29 protein-coding genes are annotated in these 23090 nt (G+C 52.5%); 12 read left to right on the forward strand and 17 right to left on the reverse strand.

The window, feature by feature from the left end; genetic code table 11:
• Nucleotides 1-215: 215 nt before the first annotated feature.
• Both PFER_RS09460 and PFER_RS12310 read right to left on the reverse strand, forming a co-directional pair.
• Nucleotides 216-692 carry a restriction endonuclease gene (locus PFER_RS09460; protein ID WP_170218367.1) on the reverse strand — a complete coding sequence of 159 codons (477 nt, stop codon included), beginning with the start codon at nucleotides 690-692 and terminating at the stop codon, nucleotides 216-218.
• Nucleotides 679-2106 carry a hypothetical protein gene (locus tag PFER_RS12310; protein WP_048151505.1) on the reverse strand — a complete coding sequence of 476 codons (1428 nt, stop codon included), beginning with the start codon at nucleotides 2104-2106 and terminating at the stop codon, nucleotides 679-681. The genes PFER_RS09460 and PFER_RS12310 overlap by 14 nt, the downstream gene beginning before the upstream one ends.
• Nucleotides 2107-2653: 547 nt before the next feature.
• On the opposite strand from PFER_RS12310, the gene PFER_RS09475 reads away from it, so the two are divergent.
• From PFER_RS09475 to PFER_RS09510, 8 genes are all read left to right on the forward strand, one after another.
• Nucleotides 2654-3067: a YhbY family RNA-binding protein gene (locus PFER_RS09475; protein WP_048151507.1), complete on the forward strand. Its 414-nt coding sequence runs from the start codon at nucleotides 2654-2656 to the stop codon at nucleotides 3065-3067.
• A 3-nt stretch (nucleotides 3068-3070) separates the two neighbouring features.
• Nucleotides 3071-3523 carry a 30S ribosomal protein S19e gene (locus tag PFER_RS09480; protein ID WP_048151508.1) on the forward strand — a complete coding sequence of 151 codons (453 nt, stop codon included), beginning with the start codon at nucleotides 3071-3073 and terminating at the stop codon, nucleotides 3521-3523.
• 31 nt (nucleotides 3524-3554) lie between these two features.
• Nucleotides 3555-4595 (forward strand): hypothetical protein, encoded by a 1041-nt coding sequence (locus PFER_RS09485; RefSeq protein ID WP_157255197.1) that lies wholly within the window; start codon nucleotides 3555-3557, stop codon nucleotides 4593-4595.
• A gap of 63 nt (nucleotides 4596-4658) precedes the next feature.
• The gene (locus PFER_RS09490) at nucleotides 4659-5762 is read left to right on the forward strand and encodes a hypothetical protein (protein WP_048151510.1); all 1104 of its coding nucleotides are present in this window, start codon (nucleotides 4659-4661) and stop codon (nucleotides 5760-5762) included.
• Between the two features lie 156 nt (nucleotides 5763-5918).
• Nucleotides 5919-6257 carry a DNA-binding protein gene (locus PFER_RS09495; protein ID WP_048151511.1) on the forward strand — a complete coding sequence of 113 codons (339 nt, stop codon included), beginning with the start codon at nucleotides 5919-5921 and terminating at the stop codon, nucleotides 6255-6257.
• Between the two features lie 2 nt (nucleotides 6258-6259).
• Nucleotides 6260-6856: a DUF7411 family protein gene (locus PFER_RS09500; protein WP_048151513.1), complete on the forward strand. Its 597-nt coding sequence runs from the start codon at nucleotides 6260-6262 to the stop codon at nucleotides 6854-6856.
• A 72-nt stretch (nucleotides 6857-6928) separates the two neighbouring features.
• Complete coding sequence (locus tag PFER_RS09505) at nucleotides 6929-7189, forward strand: hypothetical protein (RefSeq protein ID WP_170218368.1); 261 nt, start codon at nucleotides 6929-6931, stop codon at nucleotides 7187-7189.
• A 30-nt stretch (nucleotides 7190-7219) separates the two neighbouring features.
• On the forward strand, nucleotides 7220-8149 hold the full coding sequence (locus PFER_RS09510) for an SDR family oxidoreductase (protein WP_048151515.1): 930 nt from the start codon (nucleotides 7220-7222) through the stop codon (nucleotides 8147-8149).
• On the opposite strand, the gene PFER_RS11910 is transcribed toward PFER_RS09510, so the two are convergent.
• The 8 genes from PFER_RS11910 to PFER_RS09550 all read right to left on the reverse strand — a co-directional run bounded on the left by PFER_RS11910 (nucleotide 8130) and on the right by PFER_RS09550 (nucleotide 13363).
• The gene (locus tag PFER_RS11910; protein ID WP_084593951.1) at nucleotides 8130-9395 is read right to left on the reverse strand and encodes a signal peptidase I; all 1266 of its coding nucleotides are present in this window, start codon (nucleotides 9393-9395) and stop codon (nucleotides 8130-8132) included. The two genes, PFER_RS09510 and PFER_RS11910, sit on opposite strands and share 20 nt — an antisense overlap.
• A 45-nt stretch (nucleotides 9396-9440) precedes the next feature.
• Nucleotides 9441-9860 (reverse strand): hypothetical protein, encoded by a 420-nt coding sequence (locus PFER_RS09520; protein ID WP_048151516.1) that lies wholly within the window; start codon nucleotides 9858-9860, stop codon nucleotides 9441-9443.
• A gap of 210 nt (nucleotides 9861-10070) precedes the next feature.
• Nucleotides 10071-10514: a prefoldin subunit alpha gene (pfdA, locus tag PFER_RS09525; RefSeq protein ID WP_048151517.1), complete on the reverse strand. Its 444-nt coding sequence runs from the start codon at nucleotides 10512-10514 to the stop codon at nucleotides 10071-10073.
• Between the two features lie 60 nt (nucleotides 10515-10574).
• Nucleotides 10575-10811 (reverse strand): 50S ribosomal protein L18Ae, encoded by a 237-nt coding sequence (rpl18a, locus tag PFER_RS09530; protein WP_048151518.1) that lies wholly within the window; start codon nucleotides 10809-10811, stop codon nucleotides 10575-10577.
• A gap of 6 nt (nucleotides 10812-10817) precedes the next feature.
• A complete protein-coding gene (locus PFER_RS09535) occupies nucleotides 10818-11504 on the reverse strand; it encodes a translation initiation factor IF-6 (RefSeq protein WP_048151519.1) in 687 nt (228 codons plus the stop codon).
• 29 nt (nucleotides 11505-11533) lie between these two features.
• Nucleotides 11534-11809: a 50S ribosomal protein L31e gene (locus PFER_RS09540; RefSeq protein WP_048151521.1), complete on the reverse strand. Its 276-nt coding sequence runs from the start codon at nucleotides 11807-11809 to the stop codon at nucleotides 11534-11536.
• A gap of 6 nt (nucleotides 11810-11815) precedes the next feature.
• Nucleotides 11816-11971, reverse strand: a complete 156-nt coding sequence (locus tag PFER_RS09545) for a 50S ribosomal protein L39e (protein ID WP_048151525.1) — start codon at nucleotides 11969-11971, stop codon at nucleotides 11816-11818.
• A gap of 162 nt (nucleotides 11972-12133) precedes the next feature.
• Nucleotides 12134-13363: an MFS transporter gene (locus PFER_RS09550; protein ID WP_084593952.1), complete on the reverse strand. Its 1230-nt coding sequence runs from the start codon at nucleotides 13361-13363 to the stop codon at nucleotides 12134-12136.
• Between the two features lie 254 nt (nucleotides 13364-13617).
• On the opposite strand from PFER_RS09550, the gene PFER_RS09555 reads away from it, so the two are divergent.
• Nucleotides 13618-14877, forward strand: coding sequence for an aminotransferase-like domain-containing protein (locus PFER_RS09555; protein WP_048151530.1), 1260 nt, complete (start codon nucleotides 13618-13620; stop codon nucleotides 14875-14877).
• Between the two features lie 12 nt (nucleotides 14878-14889).
• Here the strand turns inward: PFER_RS09555 and PFER_RS09560 are convergent, their stop codons facing one another.
• From PFER_RS09560 to PFER_RS09590, 7 genes are all read right to left on the reverse strand, one after another.
• Nucleotides 14890-15591: a 2,3-bisphosphoglycerate-dependent phosphoglycerate mutase gene (locus PFER_RS09560; RefSeq protein ID WP_048151535.1), complete on the reverse strand. Its 702-nt coding sequence runs from the start codon at nucleotides 15589-15591 to the stop codon at nucleotides 14890-14892.
• A 64-nt stretch (nucleotides 15592-15655) separates the two neighbouring features.
• On the reverse strand, nucleotides 15656-18055 hold the full coding sequence (locus PFER_RS09565) for a CDC48 family AAA ATPase (RefSeq protein ID WP_048151536.1): 2400 nt from the start codon (nucleotides 18053-18055) through the stop codon (nucleotides 15656-15658).
• Nucleotides 18056-18193: 138 nt separating this feature from the next.
• A complete protein-coding gene (locus PFER_RS09570; RefSeq protein ID WP_048151538.1) occupies nucleotides 18194-18670 on the reverse strand; it encodes an Hsp20/alpha crystallin family protein in 477 nt (158 codons plus the stop codon).
• A 103-nt stretch (nucleotides 18671-18773) separates the two neighbouring features.
• Nucleotides 18774-19205 carry a DUF835 domain-containing protein gene (locus tag PFER_RS09575; RefSeq protein WP_084593953.1) on the reverse strand — a complete coding sequence of 144 codons (432 nt, stop codon included), beginning with the start codon at nucleotides 19203-19205 and terminating at the stop codon, nucleotides 18774-18776.
• A 164-nt stretch (nucleotides 19206-19369) separates the two neighbouring features.
• Entirely contained in the window at nucleotides 19370-19768 is a 399-nt protein-coding gene (gene mce, locus PFER_RS09580) for a methylmalonyl-CoA epimerase (RefSeq protein WP_048151541.1), read from the reverse strand.
• Nucleotides 19765-20724 (reverse strand): methylmalonyl Co-A mutase-associated GTPase MeaB, encoded by a 960-nt coding sequence (meaB, locus tag PFER_RS09585; protein ID WP_048151543.1) that lies wholly within the window; start codon nucleotides 20722-20724, stop codon nucleotides 19765-19767. The genes mce and meaB overlap by 4 nt, the downstream gene beginning before the upstream one ends.
• Nucleotides 20725-20780: 56 nt before the next feature.
• A complete protein-coding gene (locus PFER_RS09590) occupies nucleotides 20781-21209 on the reverse strand; it encodes a cobalamin B12-binding domain-containing protein (protein ID WP_048151544.1) in 429 nt (142 codons plus the stop codon).
• A gap of 145 nt (nucleotides 21210-21354) precedes the next feature.
• On the opposite strand from PFER_RS09590, the gene PFER_RS09595 reads away from it, so the two are divergent.
• From PFER_RS09595 to PFER_RS09605, 3 genes are read left to right on the forward strand one after another with little or no spacing between them, the layout of a single operon-like run.
• Complete coding sequence (locus tag PFER_RS09595) at nucleotides 21355-21954, forward strand: DUF4443 domain-containing protein (protein WP_048151547.1); 600 nt, start codon at nucleotides 21355-21357, stop codon at nucleotides 21952-21954.
• Complete coding sequence (gene pyrF, locus PFER_RS09600; RefSeq protein WP_048151549.1) at nucleotides 21951-22574, forward strand: orotidine-5'-phosphate decarboxylase; 624 nt, start codon at nucleotides 21951-21953, stop codon at nucleotides 22572-22574. Before PFER_RS09595 ends, pyrF begins: the two co-directional genes overlap by 4 nt.
• On the forward strand, nucleotides 22574-23089 hold the full coding sequence (locus PFER_RS09605; RefSeq protein ID WP_048151551.1) for an RNA-binding protein: 516 nt from the start codon (nucleotides 22574-22576) through the stop codon (nucleotides 23087-23089). The genes pyrF and PFER_RS09605 overlap by 1 nt, the downstream gene beginning before the upstream one ends.
• The last annotated feature ends 1 nt before the right edge of the window (nucleotide 23090 follow it).

The raw sequence follows: 23090 nt of genomic DNA on the forward strand, positions 1-23090 counted from the left end.
CTTCCATTTTCTGAGTGACTGAGAGAGTAGGGAGCACTGATGACATACTGGAGGGTCTTGCAAGCAGAAAGATGGCGGAGGAACTCACAACTAAAAATAAAACCTGCCACGGAAGGTAAGATGTAGGTGGGGCCTCGAGAGATACAGACTTCTCACACCAGCGAGGAGCTAAAACTTTTCTCAGAGTGATTGATCGTGCATATATACACTAAAGGTTATCTCTCTTTTAAATACCTCTTTCTTGGAAAGTTCAGTACTAAGTTTTCCAAAAACGTAATCTCATCTATATCTGAGCTAAAGTATTGTTCCCAATCTTCCTTGTCAATGGCCAAGAAATTTATTTTCCCACATTTCCCCATCATTAGATCTACGGCTTTTTTAGCTCTCTCTGACAGATAGGATGTTGTTGCTAGGACACTTCCCCCGTTGTTCTCCTTGTAAACAAGGGCTTGTATCAGTGATTCGGCAATCTCTTTCCATGATACTGGCTCGGAGTAATTTTTACATTGGACTACGACGATAGTTCCCAGTAGGTTCTTCAGATGTTCATTTTTATTTAGAATGACTACATCTAAATCTGTCCATCCAATATTAATGGAGTCATTGTCCTTAATTTCAAAACCCGGAACTTGTCTAAAGAAAGCTCGCACGAATCTCTCAAACTTCTTGCCTTTATCTTTAGAATCCTGCAAAGATTGGTCGTATAAGAATTTCAAGTCGCTTTTGGATAATTTGCGTCCGTTTTGGATTTTTGTATTTACGAAAAAATTCCATCCCCCCGTCTGTAGGTTTAATAACAAGATCTGCGATCTCCTTAGGATCATTTATGATATGTCCACAATAGTTGCACTCCAACTTATCGAGTGAATAAAACTCATTTAAAGGGAATTCCCCTAAAAATTCGTCGCAGTTGGGACATACAACATCCGCAACAATTTCAATTAATCCACGTTCCACAAGTTCTTCTAGCCCGTGATCAATTTCATTCTTTTCTATCCCACAACCCGTCCTAGGACAAATAACATTAATAAAGGTGTCATAATTAACTGGAATCTCTGGTATGTCCGCTAGTGCGGAAAAAACGTTCAAGGCTTGCTTGGATACACCTTTTAGAGGCTCTGGAATCATGCTCAGCACCAGCCCAAATTTTGTATATCTTACTTGTCTTATTGAAGTTTCTGAAGCTGTATTAAAAAGTAATATGAGATTCTCTTTAAAGTTTATCCCAAACGAGACCATATCCTCGAAGAGACTATCCTCTATTTGTAGAGCACCATGAACACTGTTAATAGAACCCCCTCCCGAAAGCACTTTTTCAACTTTCTGTTGCACTTCCTGCAAACCCCTCAGATCAACTTCAACTTTCCCCTGTTTTTTCCTCGCCGAGTACGTCACAACTCCCGGTTCATGAGGATTATTAAACCTAAGACTCAAATACCCTAGAGCATCCATGTTCTCCTGCCGTAATAATGCCCTAATAAATTCGTGGTTGTTAAATTTTAATTGGGTAATACCTTCAATATCACCCCCAAAATACGCAACAGCTCTATGCACGATCTCCTTTGCTATTTCAGAGCCTATGTTTCTTCCTCTCACGTCCACTAATTGATCCTCAGCCCTTATGGTTATACACCCCATACCAATCTTTGGAGTTTTTTCTAGGCGAAATGTTCTCGGATTAATATGATAGTCCCACTTCTCAAGTTTCATAACATACGCTAAATGAATGGAGTTAAAGGTACGATTTATATAAACTTGCCATAAGTGGGGAACTCTTGTGACCTGCACTATTTCGAGTTGTTTATATGTTGCGGACTCAAGACGTGCCCAAGTTTTGCTATCTATTTCATCAAAAGATGAAAACAATTTGTCTGGAAGATTGAACAGAAAAATCGGCATTCTTTTTCGAGTCCAGAAGTAATTGTCAGTAAGATTAATGGCCTCATCCAAGTATACACCCTTCTTAAAATGAGATAGCAGCACATCCCGATTTTCGACATCCTCGGCTCTTATATTCCGAAACACCCTATATTTTACATCTTTTGGGACATTCTCAATTATAATATCCACAAGATATTCGGGAGTGATTTCCGGCAACTTTCTCATGTACTCTGCCCCTATGTCGGTTGCATAAAACTCTATAAATAATTTCCGCCTGTAATTATTACGCTCATTTTCTTTATTGAGATTTTACTTCTCTAGCTCGGCTTAGAATAAGTGAAGTAATGAATCAGTCGCCTAATGGTAAATCCTATGGCTCATAATAATATATTGTCATACCTAAGAGGTAATAAGTAGGTAAATTAACAAGTAAACCACTGTAAGATAAGGTTTTTATAACTGCATACTACTCTTCCGCCAGTGCTTGTGCAAGCTGTTTGGGGTTGTGGGGCGAAGCCCCCTACGGGGGTTTGAGAGTATAGAGAGATAAAGAGGCGGGACCCTTGTCTTTCGTTGTGGCAGGTCCTTAGGGATTCGAACCCGCGACCACCGGCTTAGAAGGCCGGCGCCTTATACCATCAATTAGTCTTATGGAACGAACAACAAAGAACTCCTCCCCCGCTGATTCTCCACCCCCTTGAAAAGGTTTAAAAACCTCGTCCCTATACCCCCCATAGCTTCTCGCGAGGCGAGAGAAAAAGGGGTGTGCGAGATGAAAAGGCTTCCAGGAAAAGTGAGAAGAACCCTAAGGGCGAAATATCAGGACATTCCCCCCAGGGCCTGGATAGGCAAGAAGGGCTTTGACGAGGGGGCCATAGGCGAGATAATGACCCAGCTAAAGAAGGACGGCGTGGTCAAGGTCGAGATCAGGAAAGGCGCGCTCATCTCTACGGAGATGGACAGAAAAGCGATAGCCGAGAAGGTGGCGGAGCTCACGGACAGCGAGCTTCTGGACGTCAGGGGCAAAAGGTTTATATTGTTCCGCCCGAGAGAGGGGTGGGAAAAGTATTTAAACCGCCTCAAGCTTAAGGAACTTTCAGTTGAGAAGCGGGAAGAAAAGCCCGTTGAGAAAGTCAGGCTCGATATCGTCCGCTTCAGGAAAAAATTCAAGAAAGGGAGGGATTGAAGGATGGCTACGGTTTATGACGTTCCCGGTGATTTGCTCGTTGAGAGGGTCGCCCAGGCCCTTAAGGAGGTTGAGGCTATAAAGCCGCCCGAGTGGGCGCCCTTCGTGAAAACCGGCAGGCACAAGGAGAGGCTTCCCGAACAGGACGACTGGTGGTACTTCCGTGTTGCCAGCGTCTTCAGGAAGGTCTACGTTGACGGACCCGTTGGTATAGAGCGCCTTAGAACCTGGTACGGGGGTAAGAAGAACCGCGGTCACGCTCCCGAGCACTTCTACAAGGCCAGCGGGAGCATCATAAGGAAGGCCCTTCAGCAGCTCGAGAAGGCCGGGTTCCTCAAGCAGATACCCGGCGAGGGAAGGGTGGTTACTCCACAGGGCCAGGCCTTCCTTGACAAGGTTGCCACCGAGCTCAAGAAGGAGCTTGAGGAGCAGATTCCGGAGCTCAAGAAGTACTGAGCTCTTTGACTTTCTTTTGGCCTACCTCTTTTTGGCTGGATTCAGGGAATACTCCCCTTTCTATGGTTTTTTGAAAATTAAAACTTGCTTTCATTTTTGCATACTACTTTTAATAGTCTATAAGTTTTTAATAAAAAGGGTTTTATATGTTTTGGAGCCACAGTATTGTGAAAATACTTGGGAGGAACGCAAGATGTCGACTTTTGGCTTGTGGTGGTTTAAGTGGAATGGTTCGAATTACGAGTCAAGAATGAAAGTTGGAAGTAGAGAAGCAACAGTGCAGGACTTTAAAAACAGGGGCTTCGATTACTTAGTAACAGCGGATAGCACACCATTTAACGGAGCGTATTTGAGCGGAGAGGGAAGTGGAATAGAATTCAGCGGGCATCTTTATGATAATGGCTATACCGACGGCAGAAAATTGGCAACTTTTCTGAAAAACAATCTTCAAGGGATAGAATATTTAGCCCCAATACCATATTATAAGTACAAAACTCCAAGCAATATTGAAAACGCCCGCGATTACTGGAGGGGTCTTAGTTATACTTATGGGTGGATTGATGGAGTGGTTTCAGTTGACAGTCCCTATTTGGGGGGGTTTTACTGGGACTTAGAAAATCCGACCCAAACTTATGGAACTTCAAGGTACATATCCACCTTTGAATTAAATGCAATTCGGGGAAGGATTCTTGAAAATGATAGGGAATATGGGTTGGAGCTCAAATTCACGTGGGTACCGACTCTTAGAGGAAGGAGTGTCAGTCAGTTAGAAGCCTTTAAACAATATATAATGGAGGCAGCTGAATACTTTGATTATGTCTTTTTCCAACCTCATTATTACCAATGTCAGAATTGCTCTATTGAGGATTTAGAATCGCTTTTAGAATGGCTATACAACTTTCACGGGGAAATTAACAATGTGTATGTCGAATTTGAGGCAGATAAAGCAGTTTGTGGGGAGTACGAGAACTGTGGCTGTGGTACAGGGCAGTGTTGCATATCTAAAGCATGTGAATATTCCGAGGTAATACAGCTCAATTCATACAATGAGCTAGTTCAATATAAGGCATAACTATTTTAGCACAGATTTGAGGGTAGTTGAGACAGTTAGACAACATTGCCCGGGGTGGTAGGCATGAGGAAACGGATTTTATCCTTTCTTGTTCTTTTTATGCTCTCAACCTTGCTCCCATTAGTTAGCTCTCATCCCGGTGTTATCATTAGGGGGGTAAACATAATCAGCGGAGGGAATGATGCTTTTATAATAGTTAGTTGGGGAATTGATGAGTATGATTTTCGGAGGGATATTTACTATTTTAACGGAACCCTAATTCATTTTTACCGCTCTGGAAACTGGGGTGTTGAAAATGTGGCAAATTCAAGTGTAGTTATGGACAGCGCTTTTTTAATGAGGGATAATGCTTCCTGGCTGTTCCTCCGTCCGTACTATGTTCCCGAGAATAATACAAGGGCAGTTGAGGTTTATCGGTTCTCCAATGGCTCGTGCGGATTACTGGGAAAAGTAACGGTACCCCTCGGCAATTACTCCTCCTCTACTGTGCAAGTTTATTATGAGAAAAGGGCGTTTGCAGTTAGGATGGAGGGACTAACAGGTAAAGCTGTGTACAAATACAAAATTGGGGGGGATCGCATTATACCGGAGCAAATTGAAGGTTTTCCCGAGAAATCCAAAGAGTATTATGCTTATGAAGAAGGTGTACCTGAAGGAGGCTTCTATCTTGGCTACAACGGGTATGCTTTCAGTGGCTCCAAAGTTGTTGAAATACCTCATCATGTGATTGAAGAGATTTTGAGCTATCTAACAGTAAAAGGGGATATTTATGCTTTTCATTCTGCCTTTGTGGGGAATGGAGTGCTCCTATATTATCCATATCCTCGTCATGTAAACGGCACCTCTCTCACAGATTTTTCTGAGCTTTTGGTGTATTTTTACAACGACACCCTGGAACCTGTCAACTTAAGAGTGGATGATCTAGATAGGTTTGGCTTTGTCGGCGCTGTTAGGTGCAGCTCAACACTTTATACTGGCCCAGCTTCAAACAAGGAGGTAAGTAGCCCCGCTAAGATGAAAGAAATAATGGGTTCTGCTAAAACACCGACTGAGACCATAGACACCATTAAAACCATAAGGGGGATGGGAAAAGGGGAAGTTCTGGGACTGGCATTTATCGCGGTGATAGCCTTAATAATCTTGGTTTTGAGAGGGAGGAAGGGATAACAAGAGGGATATACCAAAGAGATGACACCTGCCAGTGGGAAATACTTGAACAGATTATGTCGGCGAAATTGAAATATACTGCACCGGTGTTGATCGGAGGCAAGTTTTTTAACGATATTTCTTAAATCACTCTTAGCACATAAAGAGGTGATGCCGGTGGCGGAGGACATCGAGGAGATAAGGAAGAAGAAGCTCCTTGAACTTCAAAAAAGACTTGCAGAGCAGCAGAAGGCTCAGGAAGAGCAGATGAGGCAGCAGATGGAGCTTGAGGCCCAGCTTCAGGCCATAATGAGGCGCGCCCTCGAGCCGGAGGCAAGAGAGAGGCTCGCTAGGGTGAAGCTCGTGAGGCCGGAGCTGGCGCAGCAGGTGGAGTTACTCATAGCCCAGCTCTACCAGGCGGGCCAGATAAGGGAGCCCCTCAGCGACGAGAAGCTCAAGAGGATCCTCGCACAGATAGAGGCCAGAACCAGGAGAGAATACCGTATAAAGTGGTGAGGATGGAGGTTTTTCACCTTTACAGCGGGGGGAAGGATTCCTCCCTCTCAGCCCACATTCTACAGCTTTTGGGGTACGAGGTTAAGCTCGTAACCGTTAACTTCGGCCTCCTCGACAGCTGGCGCTTCGCGAGGGAGACCGCGGAGAGGCTGGGTTTTGAGCATGAGGTGCTGTTCCTGGGGAGGGAGATACTCGAGAGGGCGGCTGAGATGGCCATTGCTGACGGTCATCCGAACAACGCAATACAGTTCATCCACGAGAGGGCCCTTGAGGCCATAGCCTCCCTCCCGCATGTGGAAAGGGTAAGCGACGGGACGAGACGCGATGATAGGGTTCCATTCCTCGACCTTCCGAGGGCCCGCTCGCTGGAGGACAGGTTTAAAGTTGCATACATAAGGCCCCTCCTCGGAATGGGTTACAAGACGGTGAGGGAGCTTGTGGAGAGGTACTTCGTCGTTGAAATCAGGGAGAGTGAGGAGCTTGAGAAATCCGACTACGAGGTAGAGCTCCGCCACCTCCTTCGGGAGATGGGGGTTGATCCGCTCGCAATATTCCCGCGCGTCCACCACCAGTCCCGCGTCCTCGGGTGGAGGAAATAGCTTTCCCTTTGGAAAGGGTTAAAAGGTTCTTCTTCAAAATACTTAATGGGGAGTTTTATGTCGGACGGGCTTATGGTTGCGTTAACCAAAGAGGGAGTGGAAATAATATGCAGGGATACCGGGGGGGTTGTGGCCACCTTCACGTGGAACGATATCGCCGATATACTGCAGTTCAGATACGCTACCCCCTGGAACCGCCTGAAAGAAGTCTTGGAGGAGCTTTCACTCACGATGGGGGAGCTGGACGAGCTCTACGCCCATGCCAGGAGCCAGGGGCGCGAGGTGTCGAAGGAGCTCATTGAGGACTACCTGAAGAAGAGGAAAACGTTTTAATCGTTTCTCCCTTTTTTCCTTTGATGGGTCATGAGGAACAAGCTCGTTGTGGTTACAGGCGGTGCAGGGTTCATAGGCTCCCACATCGCGGAGGAACTCAGGAATGACAACGAGGTTATTGTGATAGACAACCTCTACACGGGAAGGGAGGAGAACGTTCCGGATGGCGTTTCCTTCGTGAGGGCTGATGTAAGGGACTACGGAGCGATAGCCGAGCTGATAAGAGAGGCGGACTACGTCTTCCACGAGGCGGCGCAGGTGAGTGTCGTCGAGAGCATCGAAGACCCGGTTTTCACGGAGGAAGTGAACGTTTTGGGGACGCTGAACATACTAAAAGCCCTCCTCGATGGTCACGGGAAGCTGGTCTTCGCCTCCTCGGCGGCGGTCTACGGCGACAATCCGAACCTGCCGCTCAAGGAAAGTGAAAGGCCCAGACCCCTCTCGCCCTACGGCGTTACCAAGTGGGCAGCGGAGGAATACCTCCGCGTTTTCCACGAGCTCTACGGTCTTCCGGTCGTTGCGCTCCGCTACTTCAACGTCTTCGGGCCGAGACAGGGTGCCAACCAGTACGCGGGGGTGATAAACATCTTCATAAACCACGCGCTGAAGGGAGAACCCCTCGTTATCTTCGGCGACGGGAAGCAGACGCGCGACTTCATCTACGTCAGGGACGTGGTTAAGGCAAACATCCTCGCGGCGGAGAGCTCGGGGGCGGACGGTAGAGTCTTCAACGTGGGCACCGGGAAAAGTACGAGCGTGCTTGAGCTCGCGACCAAGGTGCTCGAGATAACCGGCTCCAACGGCTCGATACTCTTCGACAAACCGAGACCCGGCGACATAAGGCACAGCCTCGCGGACATCGGCGAGATCAAAAGGCTCGGCTTTAAGCCGGAGTGGAGCCTCGAAGAGGGGCTGAAGAAGACGGTGGAGTGGTACAGAACTACCTCCGGGATTTCCTAAGTGCCCCCTCTGGTGAGAAGTCCCCTCTGACGAGAAGCTCCAGGCTGGCGAAACTATCCGTGTTCCCTTTTTCCACCGCTTTGACGGTTCCGTACATGCTAACTGCTTTTGTGGGCCCTCCAAAGGAGACCTCGAAGCACCTCAGGTCGAGGAAGACGTCGTACGTTAAGATGCCGTCATCAACCCTTCCAAGGTAAACCCTCACGTCCCCGTAGTTCCCGGTTTTTGTGCCCATTCCGAGCTTCTGAACCTCAAGAACCATTGAGGGGCTCGGGAATGGCGTTCTCTCTGAGGAGGTAACCACGAGGTTGAGCTCGTCCATGAGGGCGTTCCTCGTCCTTACGGGGGCGGTCAGATTCAGGGCCACGTAGTAGCCCGCGGGCAGGGGAGATGTAAGCGTCACGTTGCCGACGCCATCAACCCTACCACCTCTAATGAAGATGGTGTAAACCTCGCTTCCCGCGGGGAGCTCCGCGCTGAAGTTCCCGGAGTAAACGAGACCAACGCTGTCTATTGGTGCCGTTCCATCCCCCACGGGCACTCCAAGGAGGTAGACGATGTAGTAGTACTCGTAGGGCACGCAGACCTGGCCGGAGGAAACGGGACTCACCACGGCTCCCGTCCCCTCACCTATGGCCTGCGCATCAAGCTCCAGGGGCGCTGCTAAGGAGTAGTTTGAGAGCACGAGAAAGAGCAACAAAAGGCCTTTTTTCCTCATGTGGTGGACGACTTTTTTTCTTCTGACCTGGACAGCGTCCCTAGTGGGCCTCAAACTCCTGTGCCTGCGCGTGCTCCCCTCGAGGTATGTTCTCATGGTAAGGTACGCCAGTGCCCCCATGAGCACTGGAAAGACGAAGGGGTAAACCCTGATTACGAAGAGCGAAAGGGCGCCAAGGCGGGGAAGTCTCAGCACCACCTTTCCCACCACCCGCTCTCTGCTCACGTCCCACGGGTCAACGTACTCCCTGTTGTCGCCCTTCGTCACGAGGTGGTCTCCCTTGATCGCCACGACCCTGTGAACTATGAGATACTCCTCACCTTCCATACCGAGCCGGTACATCACCACGTCGCCCTTCTCGATGCTACTGGAGGGAAGAACCACGACCACATCGAGGGGGTTTATCGTTGGCTCCATGGAATCCGTGAGGATAACAGAGTACTGCACACCGATAAGGCGTAGGGAAAGGGCCGTTAGCGATAGGAGAATCAGAGCATAAAACAAAAGGGAAGATAGAGATTTCCTCATTTGAGCCCTCCTTTATTTAAACAGGACTTATTCTACCCCATGAGCTTAAGGCTGAATGGTTGGGCCCTTAACGACCACAGCCACGCGGTCGAAGTCGCTTATCGGGACGGCGGAGGTGAAGTCAATCTCGATCCCGGAGCCCGCGCTCAGGTCCGCGGTGAGTTGCTTGGAGGCGCTGGTGACGAGGGTTCCGCCGTTGTAAAGCTTCACGTAGATGATTGAACCCGCCGGGAGGGTCTCGTTGAACGAGACCGTAACGCCTATCAGGTTGTCGGGGTTGTTATTATCGAGAACGAAGTTAACGGCTCCCTTTCCCGCGGGGCTCTGGATGGTCGTGGAGCCCTCACCGAGCTTCTGGGCGTTCAGCTGTATCGCCGGAACCGCGAGGGCGAAGGTCATCAAACTGACAACAAGGGCCAGGAACAGAGGTGCCATCTTCTTTGATTTCCTTCCAAGGAGGTGCATTTGAATCACCCTCGTATTTAATCGCCCCAATGTTAGAAAAAAGCAATATTTAAGCTTTTTTGACCTAAATTTCCAATGGTTTCCCGCGAACATTGAAAATGCTACAACGGGGAAACGGGCGGATGATGGGGTAAGCTTACGAATAAGGCAGATAAGTGGAAAAAATTGGAATTCCTAGAGCCCTCATCAAAATTTATACGTTAATGGGCGTTACGACCCCCTGGGCACGTTGAACTTAAGGGCCTGCTTTTCCTGGATTTCCTGGGCCCTCTGTGACAGCTGCTGCAGGCGCTTCTCTATCTCCGCCAGGGCGTTCTGTGTCTTGGCTATGGCCTCCTCGTACTCCTTAATCCTTTTGGAGAGGTACTCGACGGCATCTTCAATGCTCTTCTCTGTGGCGTAGCCCGCTCCAACGCTCACTATCGCGTGCTCCATGTCCTCGATCCTGCCCCTCAGGAATGAGCCCGCACCTATTGGAATCAGCACCTCAGGAGTTCCCTCCCCCTTCTTGAGGGCTTCGAGGGTCTCTTTAACTGCCTGGAACTCGTTCTTCCCCAGTGTGAGGAGCTCAAGGTTCTGGGCAAGGAGCTGGGCCTGCGCCTGAAGAAGCTGATACTCGTAAGCGAGCTTTTGAATCTCCTCCTCCATAATCATCACCTCAAGAACCTATGGGGGGAAGTTTTTAAGGATGTTGGATTTGAAAGAAAGAAAAAATCAGGCGAGCTCGAGGCTGAGCTTTCTAACGATAGCGTCCTCGGCCTCCTCGGGGGCTATCTCCTCGACGCTCTCAATCCATATCTTGTTCCTTTTGACGCGGTGCTTGCTGCCTATCTCGGAGTAGAGGAGCTCGATGACGTCCTCCTCCTTAATTCCGCGGTATTCCTTGGTGAAGTTCTCCTTCTTTCCGTTCCTCTCGAAGACACCCTTTATCCTGAAGACCTTAACCTGCATCTTTCCTCACCCCAAAAAGCCAAGTGCTTCTTCAATCTTAACTATCTCAGGCCCCGTGGTTTGTGAACCCACGAGGACACCGTTGGAGTTCGCTATGAGGCATGAGCCAACGAACGGGACACCCATGTTGGCGGTTCCCACGTAAACGTCCACCCCAAAGAGGTCGCTCAGCCATTCGAGCTCCTCTTCCGTCGCCTCTGGGTGGACCAGGCCGCCCTTGTTGGTGACCACTCCCGCACTGCCCACTGCATGATAGTCCGCTATTAGGCCGCGCTCTACCTCAACGTCGAGTACATCCCCTATGAACTCCACCTCCTCGCGGGAGAACTTCGGGCTTACGAGTGCGGCCCTGTCGTTGGTAAGGATAAGGTTTCCTAGGGCAGTGAGGGAGGTTCTCATGGGCTCAATCCTAACGTCGAGCCCGTTCTCTTCGAGGACACTCTTTATGGCCTCAAGTTCCCTGTCCCAGACGTAGTAGGTCGTGAGCAGACCTTTGGAGTTGCCGGCTGCTAGAAGGCCGACAATGCGGGACTTCATGAGGCTCGTCTCGATAACCGGAACCTTAAGGACTTCCCGCATGAGTTCAACCTTTCTCGCGGAAAGCCCCTCCCTCACGAGGGCGAACCTGTCCGTAGCTAACCCAAAAACGCCGAGGTAGGGGGAGTTTTCAAAATCGAGTCTTTCGATGTGCATGGTCATCCCCTTCCAGGGGAAAATAAAAGTCAGGCGAGGTGAACCTCTGCGACCTTGACCTTCTTGTCCCCCTCTACTTCGCGCTCTTCAATGGTGACCTTAACGCGGAGCTTGCTCGGGGGCTTCTCTATGCCGCGCTCCCATATCTTCTCGTTGACGTCGGTGCCTATGATGATCTCCTCTGCCTTGGTGTGCCTCGCGACGAACTCCCTCACGAACTTGACGGCTCTGGGAGCCCTCTTCCATCTCGGGACAATCTTCTTGATCTTCTTAATCGGGACGGTGTAAACTTTCTCCTCCGCCATAGGTCATCACTCCTTAAGCTTGGTCCTCCTCCAGTATCTCCTCTTCGGGTGGCTAACAACCTTCCTGTTGGTCTTCACAATGACCCAGACTGGCACGCGCCTGTTCTGCTTGGCGGCCTTTGCCAGGCGAAGCTTCTTCGCAAGCGGCTTATACCTTGCCATGTCACTCCCTCCTCCTTGATTGTGAAAGTGAGAACTAATGTCCCCTTTAACCCATCCGTATTTAAATTTTGCTTTCATCCCGATTCGCGGGAGGGCAGTTAAAAACCTTTCCCCCGTTTTGCTCACCTGTCCGAAGACCACGTGATGCCCTGCCCGTGCCCCTTAAATCTCCTCGATTCTCCATATCAGGAGGGCCGAGAATATCACCACTACCCCACCAAAGGGTAGTATGACCCTGTAGTCCCCCCCAAAGACCTCGATGACGAGCCCCCCCACTGTGCCGGCCACGAGGACAGGGAAGCTCCTTAAGAGCTCGTAGATTCCATAGAACGTACCCATCGCCCCGTTCCAGCCCCGGAGGGATAGCATGTCTGCCATCAGGGGGTACGTCGCTGTTAGGAGAACCCCCCACCCCAGTCCCGCCAGGACGATGGCGGCAAGGATGTGGACTTCGTTCTCCGCCAGGGGGCCCAGTATCAGGGGAATTGAGAATATGGATGCTCCGAGGGCCACCACCTTCTTCCTCTCAATGCCATCGTACAGACGGCCCGCTATCAGGGCCCCAAGCACCCCCATGATACCGAAGAAGCCCATGAATATAGCGCCCTTGGGGGTGATTCCCCTCACTATGAGGGAATCCGCCGAGCCGTAGAGTATGAACGCCACGGCCCCCATGAAGAAGACGGTGACGACCTCGTACCCCAAGAACATCAGGAACTGCGAAGCGTAAAATTTCACGAGTTCGCTTCCGAGGAGTACGTCGGCTTCAATCTCCCCTGTTGGATGTGTGTTTGGTATCCTAATTCCCTTCGCGGCCAGCAGTGTTCCGAATATCATCACGGTCCCCGCGAATAGGAATGGGTACCCCTCGTTCAGCGACCACAGAAACGCCCCTCCCATAGTGCCGATGAGGGCCCCAAGGAGCTGGGAGGCGTTCATAAGGCCGCTTACCCTGCCGCGGTGCCCGCTCTCGATGGATTCGGGCATGAGGGCTTTCAGCTGCACTGTATAAGCGTGGAGGGCAGAGTAAAACAGGGATACAAAGAACACAAACACTTCAAACCCCATTGAGGAAGCGTACGCCTGGTAGAGAAGAATTAGGGACAAACCGGCAACGATTCCACTCAACAGGATGATTTTATCCCTACCCTCTCCCCTGCCAAGGGCCTTATCGCTGTAGTATCCTATAAGTGGTGGCAAAAGGATTCCGACGAGTCCTTCGAGTGACAGGACGATACCCCTCACTAACGGGGACTCCGTGTAGGAGGCCACGAGGGCGAACATAAAACCCTTGTTAACGGCCGTGGAAAGGTTTCTCGCGAACCCCAATAGGACGAGGCCCGCTACGAAACCCGACATGATTTCAGCCGAAACCCGGTATTTCAACTCCATAGCTTAACTAAACCTCGACATTACTTATATTCCTTACTGTTTGGATGTGGAATGGGCATCCTTCCCCTGAAAGATGCCCTGAAGAACGTTTCAATACCTTTATGAACAGAAAGATACGCAGGATTTATCCTTTACAAACAACAACCGTGTTTACGACCAATGCCGAAAGGTTTATATTTAATCGCCACAATGTATTGAGTGTATATAGGTGTCCAGATGTTCAAGTATGTTCATAACAGAGGGGAGGTTTAAAAATGGAAGAAAAGCTTGCCAAGAAAATGGAGGAAAAACTTGAGGCCCCAACTCTGAACTATGAGGCTTACTTCTCTGAAAAGGCCCTCGGCATGAAGGCTTCTGAGATTAGGGAGCTCCTCAAGCTCGTTGAAAGCTCAGATATTATTTCACTTGCGGGCGGACTTCCCAACCCCGAAACGTTCCCCTACGATGTTCTTGAAGAGATTCTGCCAAGGGTTATAGCGGAGCACGGAGCCCAGGCCCTGCAGTACGGGACAACCAAGGGTTACACTCCCCTGAGGCTCGAGATAGCCGAACTCCTGAGGAGGCGCTACGGGATACCCATATCCAAGGTTGACATCATGATAACGAGCGGCTCCCAGCAGGGCCTCGACCTTATAGGAAGGGTCTTCATAAACCCCGGCGACATAGTTGTGGTCGAGGCGCCAACCTACCTCGCCGCCCTCCAATCCTTCGGCTACTATGATCCGAAATTCGTGCAGATACCCCTCGACGACGAGGGAATGCGCGTTGACCTCCTCGAGGAGAAGCTCAGAGCTCTGAAGGCGGAGGGCAAGAAGGTCAAGCTAGTCTACACAATCCCGACCTTCCAGAACCCCGGTGGAGTCACCATGAGCAAAGAGAGGAGAAAGCGCCTCCTCGAGCTTGCCAGCGAGTACGACTTTATCATCATTGAGGACGGCCCTTACAACGAGCTCCGCTACCGCGGCGAGGAGATACCCCCCATAAAGCGCTGGGATGCCGAGGGAAGGGTCCTCTACCTCGGAACGTTCTCGAAGATACTCGCCCCCGGTCTCAGGGTGGCCTGGGTGGCCGGTGAGCCCCACTTCATAAGGAAGCTCGAGATAGCCAAGCAGGGCATTGACCTCTGTACCAACGTCCTCGGTCAGGTCATAGCGGCGGAGTTCCTGAAGGGCGGCCACCTTGAGAGGCACATCCCGAGGATAAGGGCCTTCTACAAGCCCAAACTCGAGACCATGCTCGAGGCCCTCGATAAGTACATGCCCGAGGGGGTCAGGTGGACCAAGCCGGAGGGAGGAATGTTCGTCTGGATGACCCTCCCTGAGGGAATAGACACAAAGGCCATGTTCGAGAAGGCCGTCTCGAAGGGAGTCGCCTACGTTCCGGGTGAGGCCTTCTTCGCGGACAGGAGTGTCAAGAACACCCTCAGGCTGAACTTCACCTACGTCGAGGACGAGAAGATCGTCGAGGGCATCAGAAGGCTCGCCGAGGTCATAAAGGAAGAGATGAAGGCGTGAGCCTCTCCTTTTCTAAATTTTCAGGTCTGGATCGTAGCCTTTCTCGCCGAGGTATCCGAGCCTCTTGAGCCTCCCGTCCACGTAGTCGTAAACGAGGGGTACTCCTGTCGGTATGTTGAGTCTGAGCACCTCCTCCCTGGTCAGCCCTTCAATGTGCATCACTATTGACCGCAAACTGTTGCCGTGGGCCGATACGAGGACGTTGCCCCCGTTGAGGGCCGGGAGGATTCTCTCCCTAAAGAAGGGTACGGTCCTTGCCGCGGTGTCCTTTAGACTCTCTCCCCCCGGAGGTGCTACGTCATAGCTTCTCCTCCACAGGTGGACTCTTTCCGCCCCAAAAACCTCCCTAGCGCGGTCCTTATTCCAGCCCTGAAGCTTCCCGTAGTAGCGCTCGTTGAGGTGCCAGCTCCTGTAAACGGGCACGACGTTCTTCCCGTCTTCGCCGTGTATCTCGCCCCACTCGCCCATCCTGCCCTCGTGCACAATCTTCGCAACCCCATGCTTGTTCTTGGCCATTATGAGGGTCGCGGTGCTTATCGCCCTCACGAGCTCGGAGGTGAAGACCACCTCAAACTTCCAGTCCTTCAAAAGCTCCCCCGCTCTAAGCGCCTCATCTATTCCCCTCTCGCTGAGGGGGACGTCCACCCATCCTGTGAAGAGGTTAAGTTTGTTCCATAAACTCTCCCCGTGCCTGACCAAAACAAGCCTCGACAATTTAGGGTCACCTAACAATTCTTGGGTTCAAACTTTAAAAAAGTTCCGCGAAAAATAAAGGGCATCAGCGGAGGCCGGCCCGGCCTCCCTTCTTGAGCCTCTTCTCGACGTCCCTGTAGTACTCCATCGTCTTCTCGTCCACGCTCGGCCCGACCTTCTCGAGGGCCTCCTTGAAGTCCTCCATCGTGACCCTGACCTTCTCTTTGATCTCGTCGAGCCTCGCCCCTGGCTTTATGAGGCCGCTCGCTATGGCCCTCCTCATGGCAGTCATGGCCGCTTCCCTTACGACGGCCGCTATGTCCGCTCCGGTGTAGCCCTCCGTCTTCTTTGCGAGCTCTTCAAGCTTGACATCCTCACCGAGAGGCATCTTTCTCGTGTGGACTTTGAGTATCTCTAGCCTCGCCTTCTCGTCCGGAGCCGGGACGAGGATCAAACGGTCAAACCTTCCAGGCCTCAGCAAAGCGGGATCAAGTATGTCCGGCCTGTTCGTGGCCGCTATGACGACAACACCACTGTTCTCCGCTATGCCGTCCATCTCCGTGAGGAGCTGGTTGATCAGCCTGTCGGTAACGCGGTTGGTATCGCTTCCCCTCACAGGGGCTATGGCGTCAATCTCATCTATGAACACCACCGTCGGAGCGGCTTGCCTCGCCTTTCTGAATATCTCGCGGATGTTCTTCTCGCTCTCCCCGACCCACTTGCTCAGCACCTCAGGCCCGCGGATGGCTATGAAGTTCGCTTCGCTCTCCGTGGCGACGGCCTTAGCGAGGAGCGTCTTACCCGTTCCCGGTGGTCCATAGAGGAGTATCCCCTTTGGCGGGGTTATGCCCATCGCCATGAAGGCCTCCGGGTACTTGAGGGGCCACTCGACCGCTTCCCTCAGGGCCTCCTTGACGTTCTTTAGACCTCCAACGTCCTCCCAGTGGACGTTGGGCACCTCCAGGAGTACCTCCCTGAGGGCACTCGGCTCCACCATCTTGAGGGCCTCGTAAAAGTCCCTCTTCGTGACCTTCAGCTCCTCCAGGACTTCCTTGGGTATCGCCTCTGCCTCGAAGTCAATCTTCTTTTCCTCTATGAGCCTCCTCAGGGATGCCATTGCAGCCTCCCTTGCGAGGGCCGCTAAGTCAGCCCCCACGAAACCGTGGGTCTTCTCCGCGAGCTCCTCGAGCAGGTAGTCTATGAGCCTGTGTTTCACCTCGTCGTAGAGTCCCTCGTAGGCCTTCAGGAGGGCCTTAACCTCGCGCTCGTCTCCCGCGTTCTCAACCTCCCTCATGGCCTTTCCTACGACGTCCCTGAAGCGTTCGTCCCTCTCAAGGCTCTTGAGGGCCCTTATCACCTCCCCCTTCCTGAAGTCGGGCTCTATAGGCATTCCCCTCGTGTGTATCTGGAGTATCTCCTTCCTTCCCTGTCTGTCGGGAACGCCAACCTCGAGCTCCCTGTCAAATCTCCCCGGCCTCCTCAAAGCGGGATCTATAGCGTCGGGCCTGTTAGTGGCTCCAATGACGATGACCTTTCCGCGTCCCTTGAGGCCGTCCATGAGGGTGAGTAACTGGCTAACAACGCGCTTCTCAACCTCGCCGTGGCTCTCCTCCCTTTTTGGAGCGATTGCGTCAATCTCGTCAATGAAGATTATGCTCGGCGCGTTCTCTTCTGCCTCCTTGAAGACTTCTCTTAAGCGCTCTTCGCTCTCACCGTAGTACTTGCTCATTATCTCCGGCCCGTTGATGGCTATGAAGTGGGCGTTCGCCTCGTTGGCCACAGCCTTGGCCAATAGGGTCTTACCGGTTCCCGGCGGTCCGTAGAGGAGCACTCCCTTGGGCGGCTCTATGCCGAGCTTCTCGAAGAGCTCCGGGTGCTTGAGCGGGAGCTCTATCATCTCCCTGACCTTCTGAATGACGTCCTTGAGGCCGCCTATGTCCTCGTAGGTGACGCCGATGGTGGCGGTCTTTTCGACCTCCTTCACGGGCTTCTCGCTTATGTTGAAATCCGTGTAGCTCGTTATCTGGACTATGCCGCTTGGCTGGGTCGCCGTAACCACAAAGGTCAGCTCCTGTCCGAGAACGCCCACCTTAATGTAGTCACCCTTGACCACGGGCCTTCCTATGAGCCTGGAGTGGAGCCACTCCACGAAGTCGCCCCCGAACATGACGGGCTCCGTTGGGGCCAGGACGACTTTCCTGCCTTCCCTGACCTCCCCCTTTCTTACGGTTACCTCCTCACCGAGGCCAACCCCGGCGTTCTTCCTCATCGTACCGTCCATGCGGATGAGATGGAGCCCTTCGTCCTCGGGGTAGGCGGGCCACGCAACCGCGGCCGTGTTCTTGGTGCCTATGATCTCCACGATGTCACCCGACTGTATGCCGAGCTCGCGCATGCTCTTCCTGTCAATCCTCACAATACCCCTGCCAACGTCCCTCTGGTAGGCAGAGGCGACCTTAAGTTTGATTTCCTTCTTCTCGGCCATACAACACCACCTCCATTATCGTGATGGCCCTTATTTGATCACGATATTTAGTTACCAATTGTAAATAAAAGACAAAAGGGTTTAAAAAGTTTTGTGTCTTTTAGTGTACATCGGTGACTAAAAAGGAAATAGAAGTGCTCACTCGATTTTTATCTCGAAGCCCTCTTCCTCCTTCTCCTCGGGGTGCTTCTTGGGGAGTCTTATCTCGAGGATGCCGTTCTTGTAGCGGGCCTTGGCCTTCTCCGGGATTACCTCCGTCGGTAGCCTCACAACCCTTCTGTAGCCGGAGTAGTAGCGCTCGACCCTTATGGCACCCTCCTTCTCAAGCTCCTTCTCGCGCTTCACCTGAGCCTCTATGTAGAGGGTGTCGTCCTTAATCCTGAGCTTGATGTCCTTCTTGTCAACACCCGGAAGCTCCGCAGTGACAACTATCTCGTTGCCCTCGTCGAAGATGTCAACGAAGGGCTCCCTCCACGTTCCCTCTTCTCTCACTGCGGGGCTCCTGTAGCCCCAGAGTCTTGGCCCGCGGAATATCTCACTAAACATCTCGTCAATCTCCTCCTGGAGCTCCCTCATAATGTCGAAGGGGTCCCAGACGTCCCACCTCCTTCTCATGCTCTCACCCCCTTCGATTTTTTGGTTACCAATAGTTACTAAATACGAAATGGTTTATAAATTTTACTGCGATGCTGACCCCGCGGGCAACAAGAGAAACTGCTTATTCCTCCACGATCCTCTTCAGGAGAACCCTCTCACGTTTGTCCAGGGCGTCGCTTGCGGAAACCACGAACTTCGAGGACTTCATGAGCGCGAGGTCCCTGAGCTTCCCCACGAACCTCAGTGCAGCTTCCGTGCCCTGCTCCACCTTGATGTACTCGAAGGCGTCAAAGACTATCACGCTGTTGGGCTGGAGGCTCCTTCGGAGGCTTTCCTCAATGACGTAGAGTCTTGAGGGATGCACGGCCTTCGGGTGCTCGACCTTGCTTATCCATATGTGCACCTTCTCCCTGGACTCGTCGTTGGGGGGACTTCTCGTTATCCACACGACGTTGCGGTTTAGCCTTGCTATACGCTCAGCCACTTCGGGGGTTGTGACAAGGACGTGCTTTTTATCATCCTGCACCCCCCTCCTGTGCAACAATCTGAACATAACGCTCACCTGCCCCCGCGCCCCGTACATTTATGTTACGAGGCATCATCATATTCCGGCAGTAGTATCAAGGTTTGACCTTATAACTTTTTCTCCGGCATCGGGGTAAGATGGTGTGGAAGAAAAGCAAGTTAAAGGGAAAGTAGGTAAAATCCAAAAGGGGATTACTCCCTCTGGCAGAGTTCGAGGAGGACGCCGTTGACGGCCTTCGGGTGGAGGAAGGCTATCTTTGCCCCGCCGGCACCGATGCGCGGCTTCTCGTCTATTAACCTGTATCCCGCTTCCTTGAGCTTCGCGAGGTGGGCCTCTATGTCATCAACGCCGAGGGCTATGTGGTGTATCCCCTCGCCGCGCTTGGCTATGAACTTTGAGATGGGGGAATCCTCCGAAGTGCCCTCGAGGAGTTCTATCCTGCTCTCCCCGACGTGGATTATCGCGGTCCTTACCTTCTGGTCCGGGACCTCTTCAATCTCCTCCACCTTGAGGCCGAGGCCCTCCCAGACCTTTATGGCCTCGTCGAGGTTCTTAACGGCTATACCTACGTGGTCTATCTTCTTCATCATGCTTTCACCCCCAGGGTTTTCTCCATTATGAGTTCGGCGGCCGAATATGGATCAAGGGAGCGCTCGGCGATCATACCGACGAGCTGGGAGAGCTCCCCCTCCCTGAGCTGGCGGCTGATTCTGGCGCTTATTGAATCCGAGATTATTGTCTTTACCTCCTCCTCCGCCCTCATAAGGCGTTTCTCCCTGATCTTCCCGCTCTCCTCGAGAAAGGCCCTGTGTTTCTTTATGGCCTCCCAGAGCTCCGGTATGCCTTTGTTCGTCAGGGCCACGGTGGCCACTATCGGCGGCCTCCAGCCCCTCTTTTCCCACCGCTCCTTCTCGAGGTCGAGGGTGAGCTCGAGCTCGAATATGGCCCCCTCCGCTCCCTCTTTGTCCGCCTTGTTCACAACAAAAACGTCCGCTATCTCCATGAGGCCAGCTTTGATGGCCTGAACATCGTCACCAAGCCCCGGAACGGTCGCGAGGACAACCGTATCGGCTGTTTTCACGATATCAATCTCGATCTGGCCAACTCCAACGGTCTCCACAAAAATCACGTCGCAACCGTAGGCATCGAGGACTTTTATAGCGTCGTTCGTGGCCTTGGCCAGGCCGCCAAGTGAGCCGCGGGTGGCCATGCTCCTTATGAAGACTCCTGGGTCTGTGGAGTGGCGTTGCATCCTTATTCTGTCCCCGAGGAGGGCCCCTCCCGTGAAGGGTGACGTGGGGTCTATGGCTATGACCCCGACAACGAGCCCCTCCTTTCTGGCCTCCCTGATGAGCTTGTCGAGGAGCGTTGACTTCCCGGCTCCGGGGGGGCCGGTTATGCCGACGATGTAGGCTTTTCCGGTGTGCTTGTATATCCTTCTCACGACCTCCCGGGCCTTCTCCTCGTCGTTCTCGACGAGGGTTATGAGCCTCGCCACCGCACGTTTGTCCCCCTTAAGCATGCGCTCTACGAGGTCCTCGATCATGGGCATCACAACTGGATATATTGTCCACCTTTAAGCTTAAGAACTTAATGGAAAAATCAGGAGGAGAACTTCTTGAGCTTCTCCACGTTCTCATCAACGAACTTGATTATCTCCTCAATGGGGCTTCCGGGACCGAAGACCTTTGCAACGCCCATTTTTTCGAGCTCCTGAGCGTCGTCGGGCGGGATGATTCCCCCGGCTATAACGAGGACGTCCTCGTTGACCTTGAGGTTCTTCTCCTCCAGGAGTTTGAGTATCTTGGGTATCAGAACCATGTGGGCACCGGAGAGTATGCTTATTCCAAGGACATCAACGTCCTCCTGGATGACGCTCTCCACAATCTGCTCCGGAGTCTGCCGTATGCCGGTGTAAATCACCTCGTAGCCGGCATCGCGGAAGGCCCTCGCTATGACCTTCGCTCCTCTGTCGTGGCCGTCCAGGCCCGGTTTTGCTATAAGAACCCTAACCTTTGAGCGCTCGACCATCCCTATCACCGCTTTTATATCCGTGAAAGTCCTTTTAAAGGTTTGTCAAACCTAAAGGGTCCCCTTTACATTGGATATTTTATCCATTTTTTGCCGGCACAAGTTTTATTTACGGGTAGGGCTACCACCTTTGAGAGGTGAAAAAATGAGCTGGAAGCGGGGCGCTTACCCGGAGTATGAGCTTGAGGATGTGATTGCTGCTATTTTTGCGCTCAAAGAAACGAAGGGACGGAAACAGCTGGCAGAGGGACTCGGGCTTGGCGAGGGGAGTGTGAGAACGCTTTTGAAGAAGCTCTCCTCACTGGGCTTGATTGAATCGAAGCAGAGGGGACATCACCTGAGTGATAAGGGCGAGAGTGTTCTTGGGGAGCTTGCGGGTAAGTTCTCGGAGCCCGTGCCGGTTAGCCCTGTGGAGGGAATGCCGTCCCGGGCCCTCAAGATACACGGCCCACCCACCTTCAAAAGCATTGATCTAAGGGACGAGGCCATAAGGGCTGGGGCGAAGGGTGCGATGATACTCCGCGTTAAAGACGGTGAGCCCGTTTTCCCAGAGGACGGGAGGCCCCTGAGGGAAACCCTTCCAGAGCTCGCGGAGGAGCTGATGGGAAAGCTCAACCCCTCGGAAGGCGATGCCCTCGTTATCTCCTGGGCCGAAGAGCCCCATGTGGCGGTGAAGAGCGCGATCCACGTCGCGGTGTTTCTGAGGGATGAGGTGCCGAGGGAGCTTGCGGAGGTGGTAGGATGAAGCACCTGATCCTGGCCCTCGACGTCTATGAGCGGGAGAGGGCGCTGGAAATAGCGGAGGAAACCCGGGCATACCTGTGGGCCATCAAGGTGAACTGGCCCCTCATAATCGGGAGCGGGGCCTCGATAATAGGGGAGCTCAAGGAGCGCACGGGCCTCCCAATAATAGCCGACCTGAAGCTGGCGGATATCCCTAACACCAACAGGCTCATAGCGAGGCGAATCTTCGCGGAGGGAGCCGACTATATCATAGCTCACGGCTTCGTTGGGAGGGACAGCGTGAGGGCGGTGATGGAGGAGGGTGAGACGATAGTGGTGGTTGAGATGAGCCACCCCGGGGCCGGGGAGTTCATTCAGCCCGTAACGGACGAGCTGATAGCTCTCGCCAACGAACTCCGCCCCTTTGGTGTAATCGCACCCGCAACGAGGCCCGAGCGTATCGCCTACATCCGTTCGAGGCTGGAGGAGGGGATTAAAATCCTCACCCCCGGCGTCGGTGCCCAGGGAGGAAGCGCGGGAGAAGCCTTAAAAGCCGGGGCAGACTTCATAATAGTTGGGCGGAGCATCTACGCGAGTGATAACCCCCGGGAGAGTGCGAGAAAGATAGCGGAGGGGTTGTGATGGAGTTCAGGTCAAGGAGGCACCTCAGCAAGAAGGACGTTAAGGGCATAATAGCCGAGATGGGCAGACTGTTCGGGGAGGAGGTGGCCTCAAAGCTGATAAAGAAGAAGGACGACGTTGAGATAGCCGAGGTTGACAGAATAACCCAGGTAATCTTCGTTAACGGAAAGCCGAGGTTCATAAGACGGGAAGGTCTCGTCTTTCCCCTCGTTTCCACGCTGTACGAGCTCTCCAATGAAGAAGACCTGAGAACCTGGAAGCGCAGTGTTGTGGTGGATGCAGGGGCCGTTCCCTACGTCCTCGACGGTGCCGACGTGATGGCCCCCGGCATCACCGACGCGGATGAGGGCATAGGGGAGGGGGACTTCGTCTTCGTTGTGGAGGAGAACTTCGGGAGGCCCCTGGCCATAGGGATAGCCCTCATGGACGGAAAGAGGATGAAGGAGTCCAAGAAGGGTAAGGCCGTGAAGAACATCCACCACGCCAAGGACAGGCTGTGGGAGCTCACCGTTTAAC

The sequence above is a fragment of the Palaeococcus ferrophilus DSM 13482 genome, from assembly GCF_000966265.1.
In the GTDB taxonomy this organism is placed as follows: domain Archaea; phylum Methanobacteriota_B; class Thermococci; order Thermococcales; family Thermococcaceae; genus Palaeococcus; species Palaeococcus ferrophilus.

Bases quoted from the DNA above. Each gene is read 5' to 3' on its own strand.
- PFER_RS09545 (WP_048151525.1), bottom strand. From the start codon at position 11,971: ATGGCAAGGTATAAGCCGCTTGCGAAGAAGCTTCGCCTGGCAAAGGCC.
- PFER_RS09520 (WP_048151516.1), bottom strand. From the start codon at position 9,860: ATGCACCTCCTTGGAAGGAAATCAAAGAAGATGGCACCTCTGTTCCTG.
- PFER_RS09535 (WP_048151519.1), bottom strand. From the start codon at position 11,504: ATGCACATCGAAAGACTCGATTTTGAAAACTCCCCCTACCTCGGCGTT.
- meaB (WP_048151543.1), bottom strand. From the start codon at position 20,724: ATGATCGAGGACCTCGTAGAGCGCATGCTTAAGGGGGACAAACGTGCG.
- PFER_RS09575 (WP_084593953.1), bottom strand. From the start codon at position 19,205: ATGTTCAGATTGTTGCACAGGAGGGGGGTGCAGGATGATAAAAAGCAC.
- PFER_RS09475 (WP_048151507.1), top strand. From the start codon at position 2,654: ATGAAAAGGCTTCCAGGAAAAGTGAGAAGAACCCTAAGGGCGAAATAT.
- PFER_RS09565 (WP_048151536.1), bottom strand. From the start codon at position 18,055: ATGGCCGAGAAGAAGGAAATCAAACTTAAGGTCGCCTCTGCCTACCAG.
- PFER_RS09595 (WP_048151547.1), top strand. From the start codon at position 21,355: ATGAGCTGGAAGCGGGGCGCTTACCCGGAGTATGAGCTTGAGGATGTG.
- PFER_RS09555 (WP_048151530.1), top strand. From the start codon at position 13,618: ATGGAAGAAAAGCTTGCCAAGAAAATGGAGGAAAAACTTGAGGCCCCA.
- rpl18a (WP_048151518.1), bottom strand. From the start codon at position 10,811: ATGCAGGTTAAGGTCTTCAGGATAAAGGGTGTCTTCGAGAGGAACGGA.
- PFER_RS09550 (WP_084593952.1), bottom strand. From the start codon at position 13,363: ATGGAGTTGAAATACCGGGTTTCGGCTGAAATCATGTCGGGTTTCGTA.
- PFER_RS12310 (WP_048151505.1), bottom strand. From the start codon at position 2,106: ATGAGAAAGTTGCCGGAAATCACTCCCGAATATCTTGTGGATATTATA.
- PFER_RS09540 (WP_048151521.1), bottom strand. From the start codon at position 11,809: ATGGCGGAGGAGAAAGTTTACACCGTCCCGATTAAGAAGATCAAGAAG.
- PFER_RS09490 (WP_048151510.1), top strand. From the start codon at position 4,659: ATGAGGAAACGGATTTTATCCTTTCTTGTTCTTTTTATGCTCTCAACC.
- pyrF (WP_048151549.1), top strand. From the start codon at position 21,951: ATGAAGCACCTGATCCTGGCCCTCGACGTCTATGAGCGGGAGAGGGCG.
- PFER_RS09605 (WP_048151551.1), top strand. From the start codon at position 22,574: ATGGAGTTCAGGTCAAGGAGGCACCTCAGCAAGAAGGACGTTAAGGGC.
- PFER_RS09570 (WP_048151538.1), bottom strand. From the start codon at position 18,670: ATGAGAAGGAGGTGGGACGTCTGGGACCCCTTCGACATTATGAGGGAG.
- PFER_RS09510 (WP_048151515.1), top strand. From the start codon at position 7,220: ATGAGGAACAAGCTCGTTGTGGTTACAGGCGGTGCAGGGTTCATAGGC.
- PFER_RS11910 (WP_084593951.1), bottom strand. From the start codon at position 9,395: ATGAGGAAATCTCTATCTTCCCTTTTGTTTTATGCTCTGATTCTCCTA.
- PFER_RS09590 (WP_048151544.1), bottom strand. From the start codon at position 21,209: ATGGTCGAGCGCTCAAAGGTTAGGGTTCTTATAGCAAAACCGGGCCTG.
- PFER_RS09480 (WP_048151508.1), top strand. From the start codon at position 3,071: ATGGCTACGGTTTATGACGTTCCCGGTGATTTGCTCGTTGAGAGGGTC.
- PFER_RS09500 (WP_048151513.1), top strand. From the start codon at position 6,260: ATGGAGGTTTTTCACCTTTACAGCGGGGGGAAGGATTCCTCCCTCTCA.
- pfdA (WP_048151517.1), bottom strand. From the start codon at position 10,514: ATGATTATGGAGGAGGAGATTCAAAAGCTCGCTTACGAGTATCAGCTT.
- PFER_RS09505 (WP_170218368.1), top strand. From the start codon at position 6,929: ATGGTTGCGTTAACCAAAGAGGGAGTGGAAATAATATGCAGGGATACC.
- mce (WP_048151541.1), bottom strand. From the start codon at position 19,768: ATGATGAAGAAGATAGACCACGTAGGTATAGCCGTTAAGAACCTCGAC.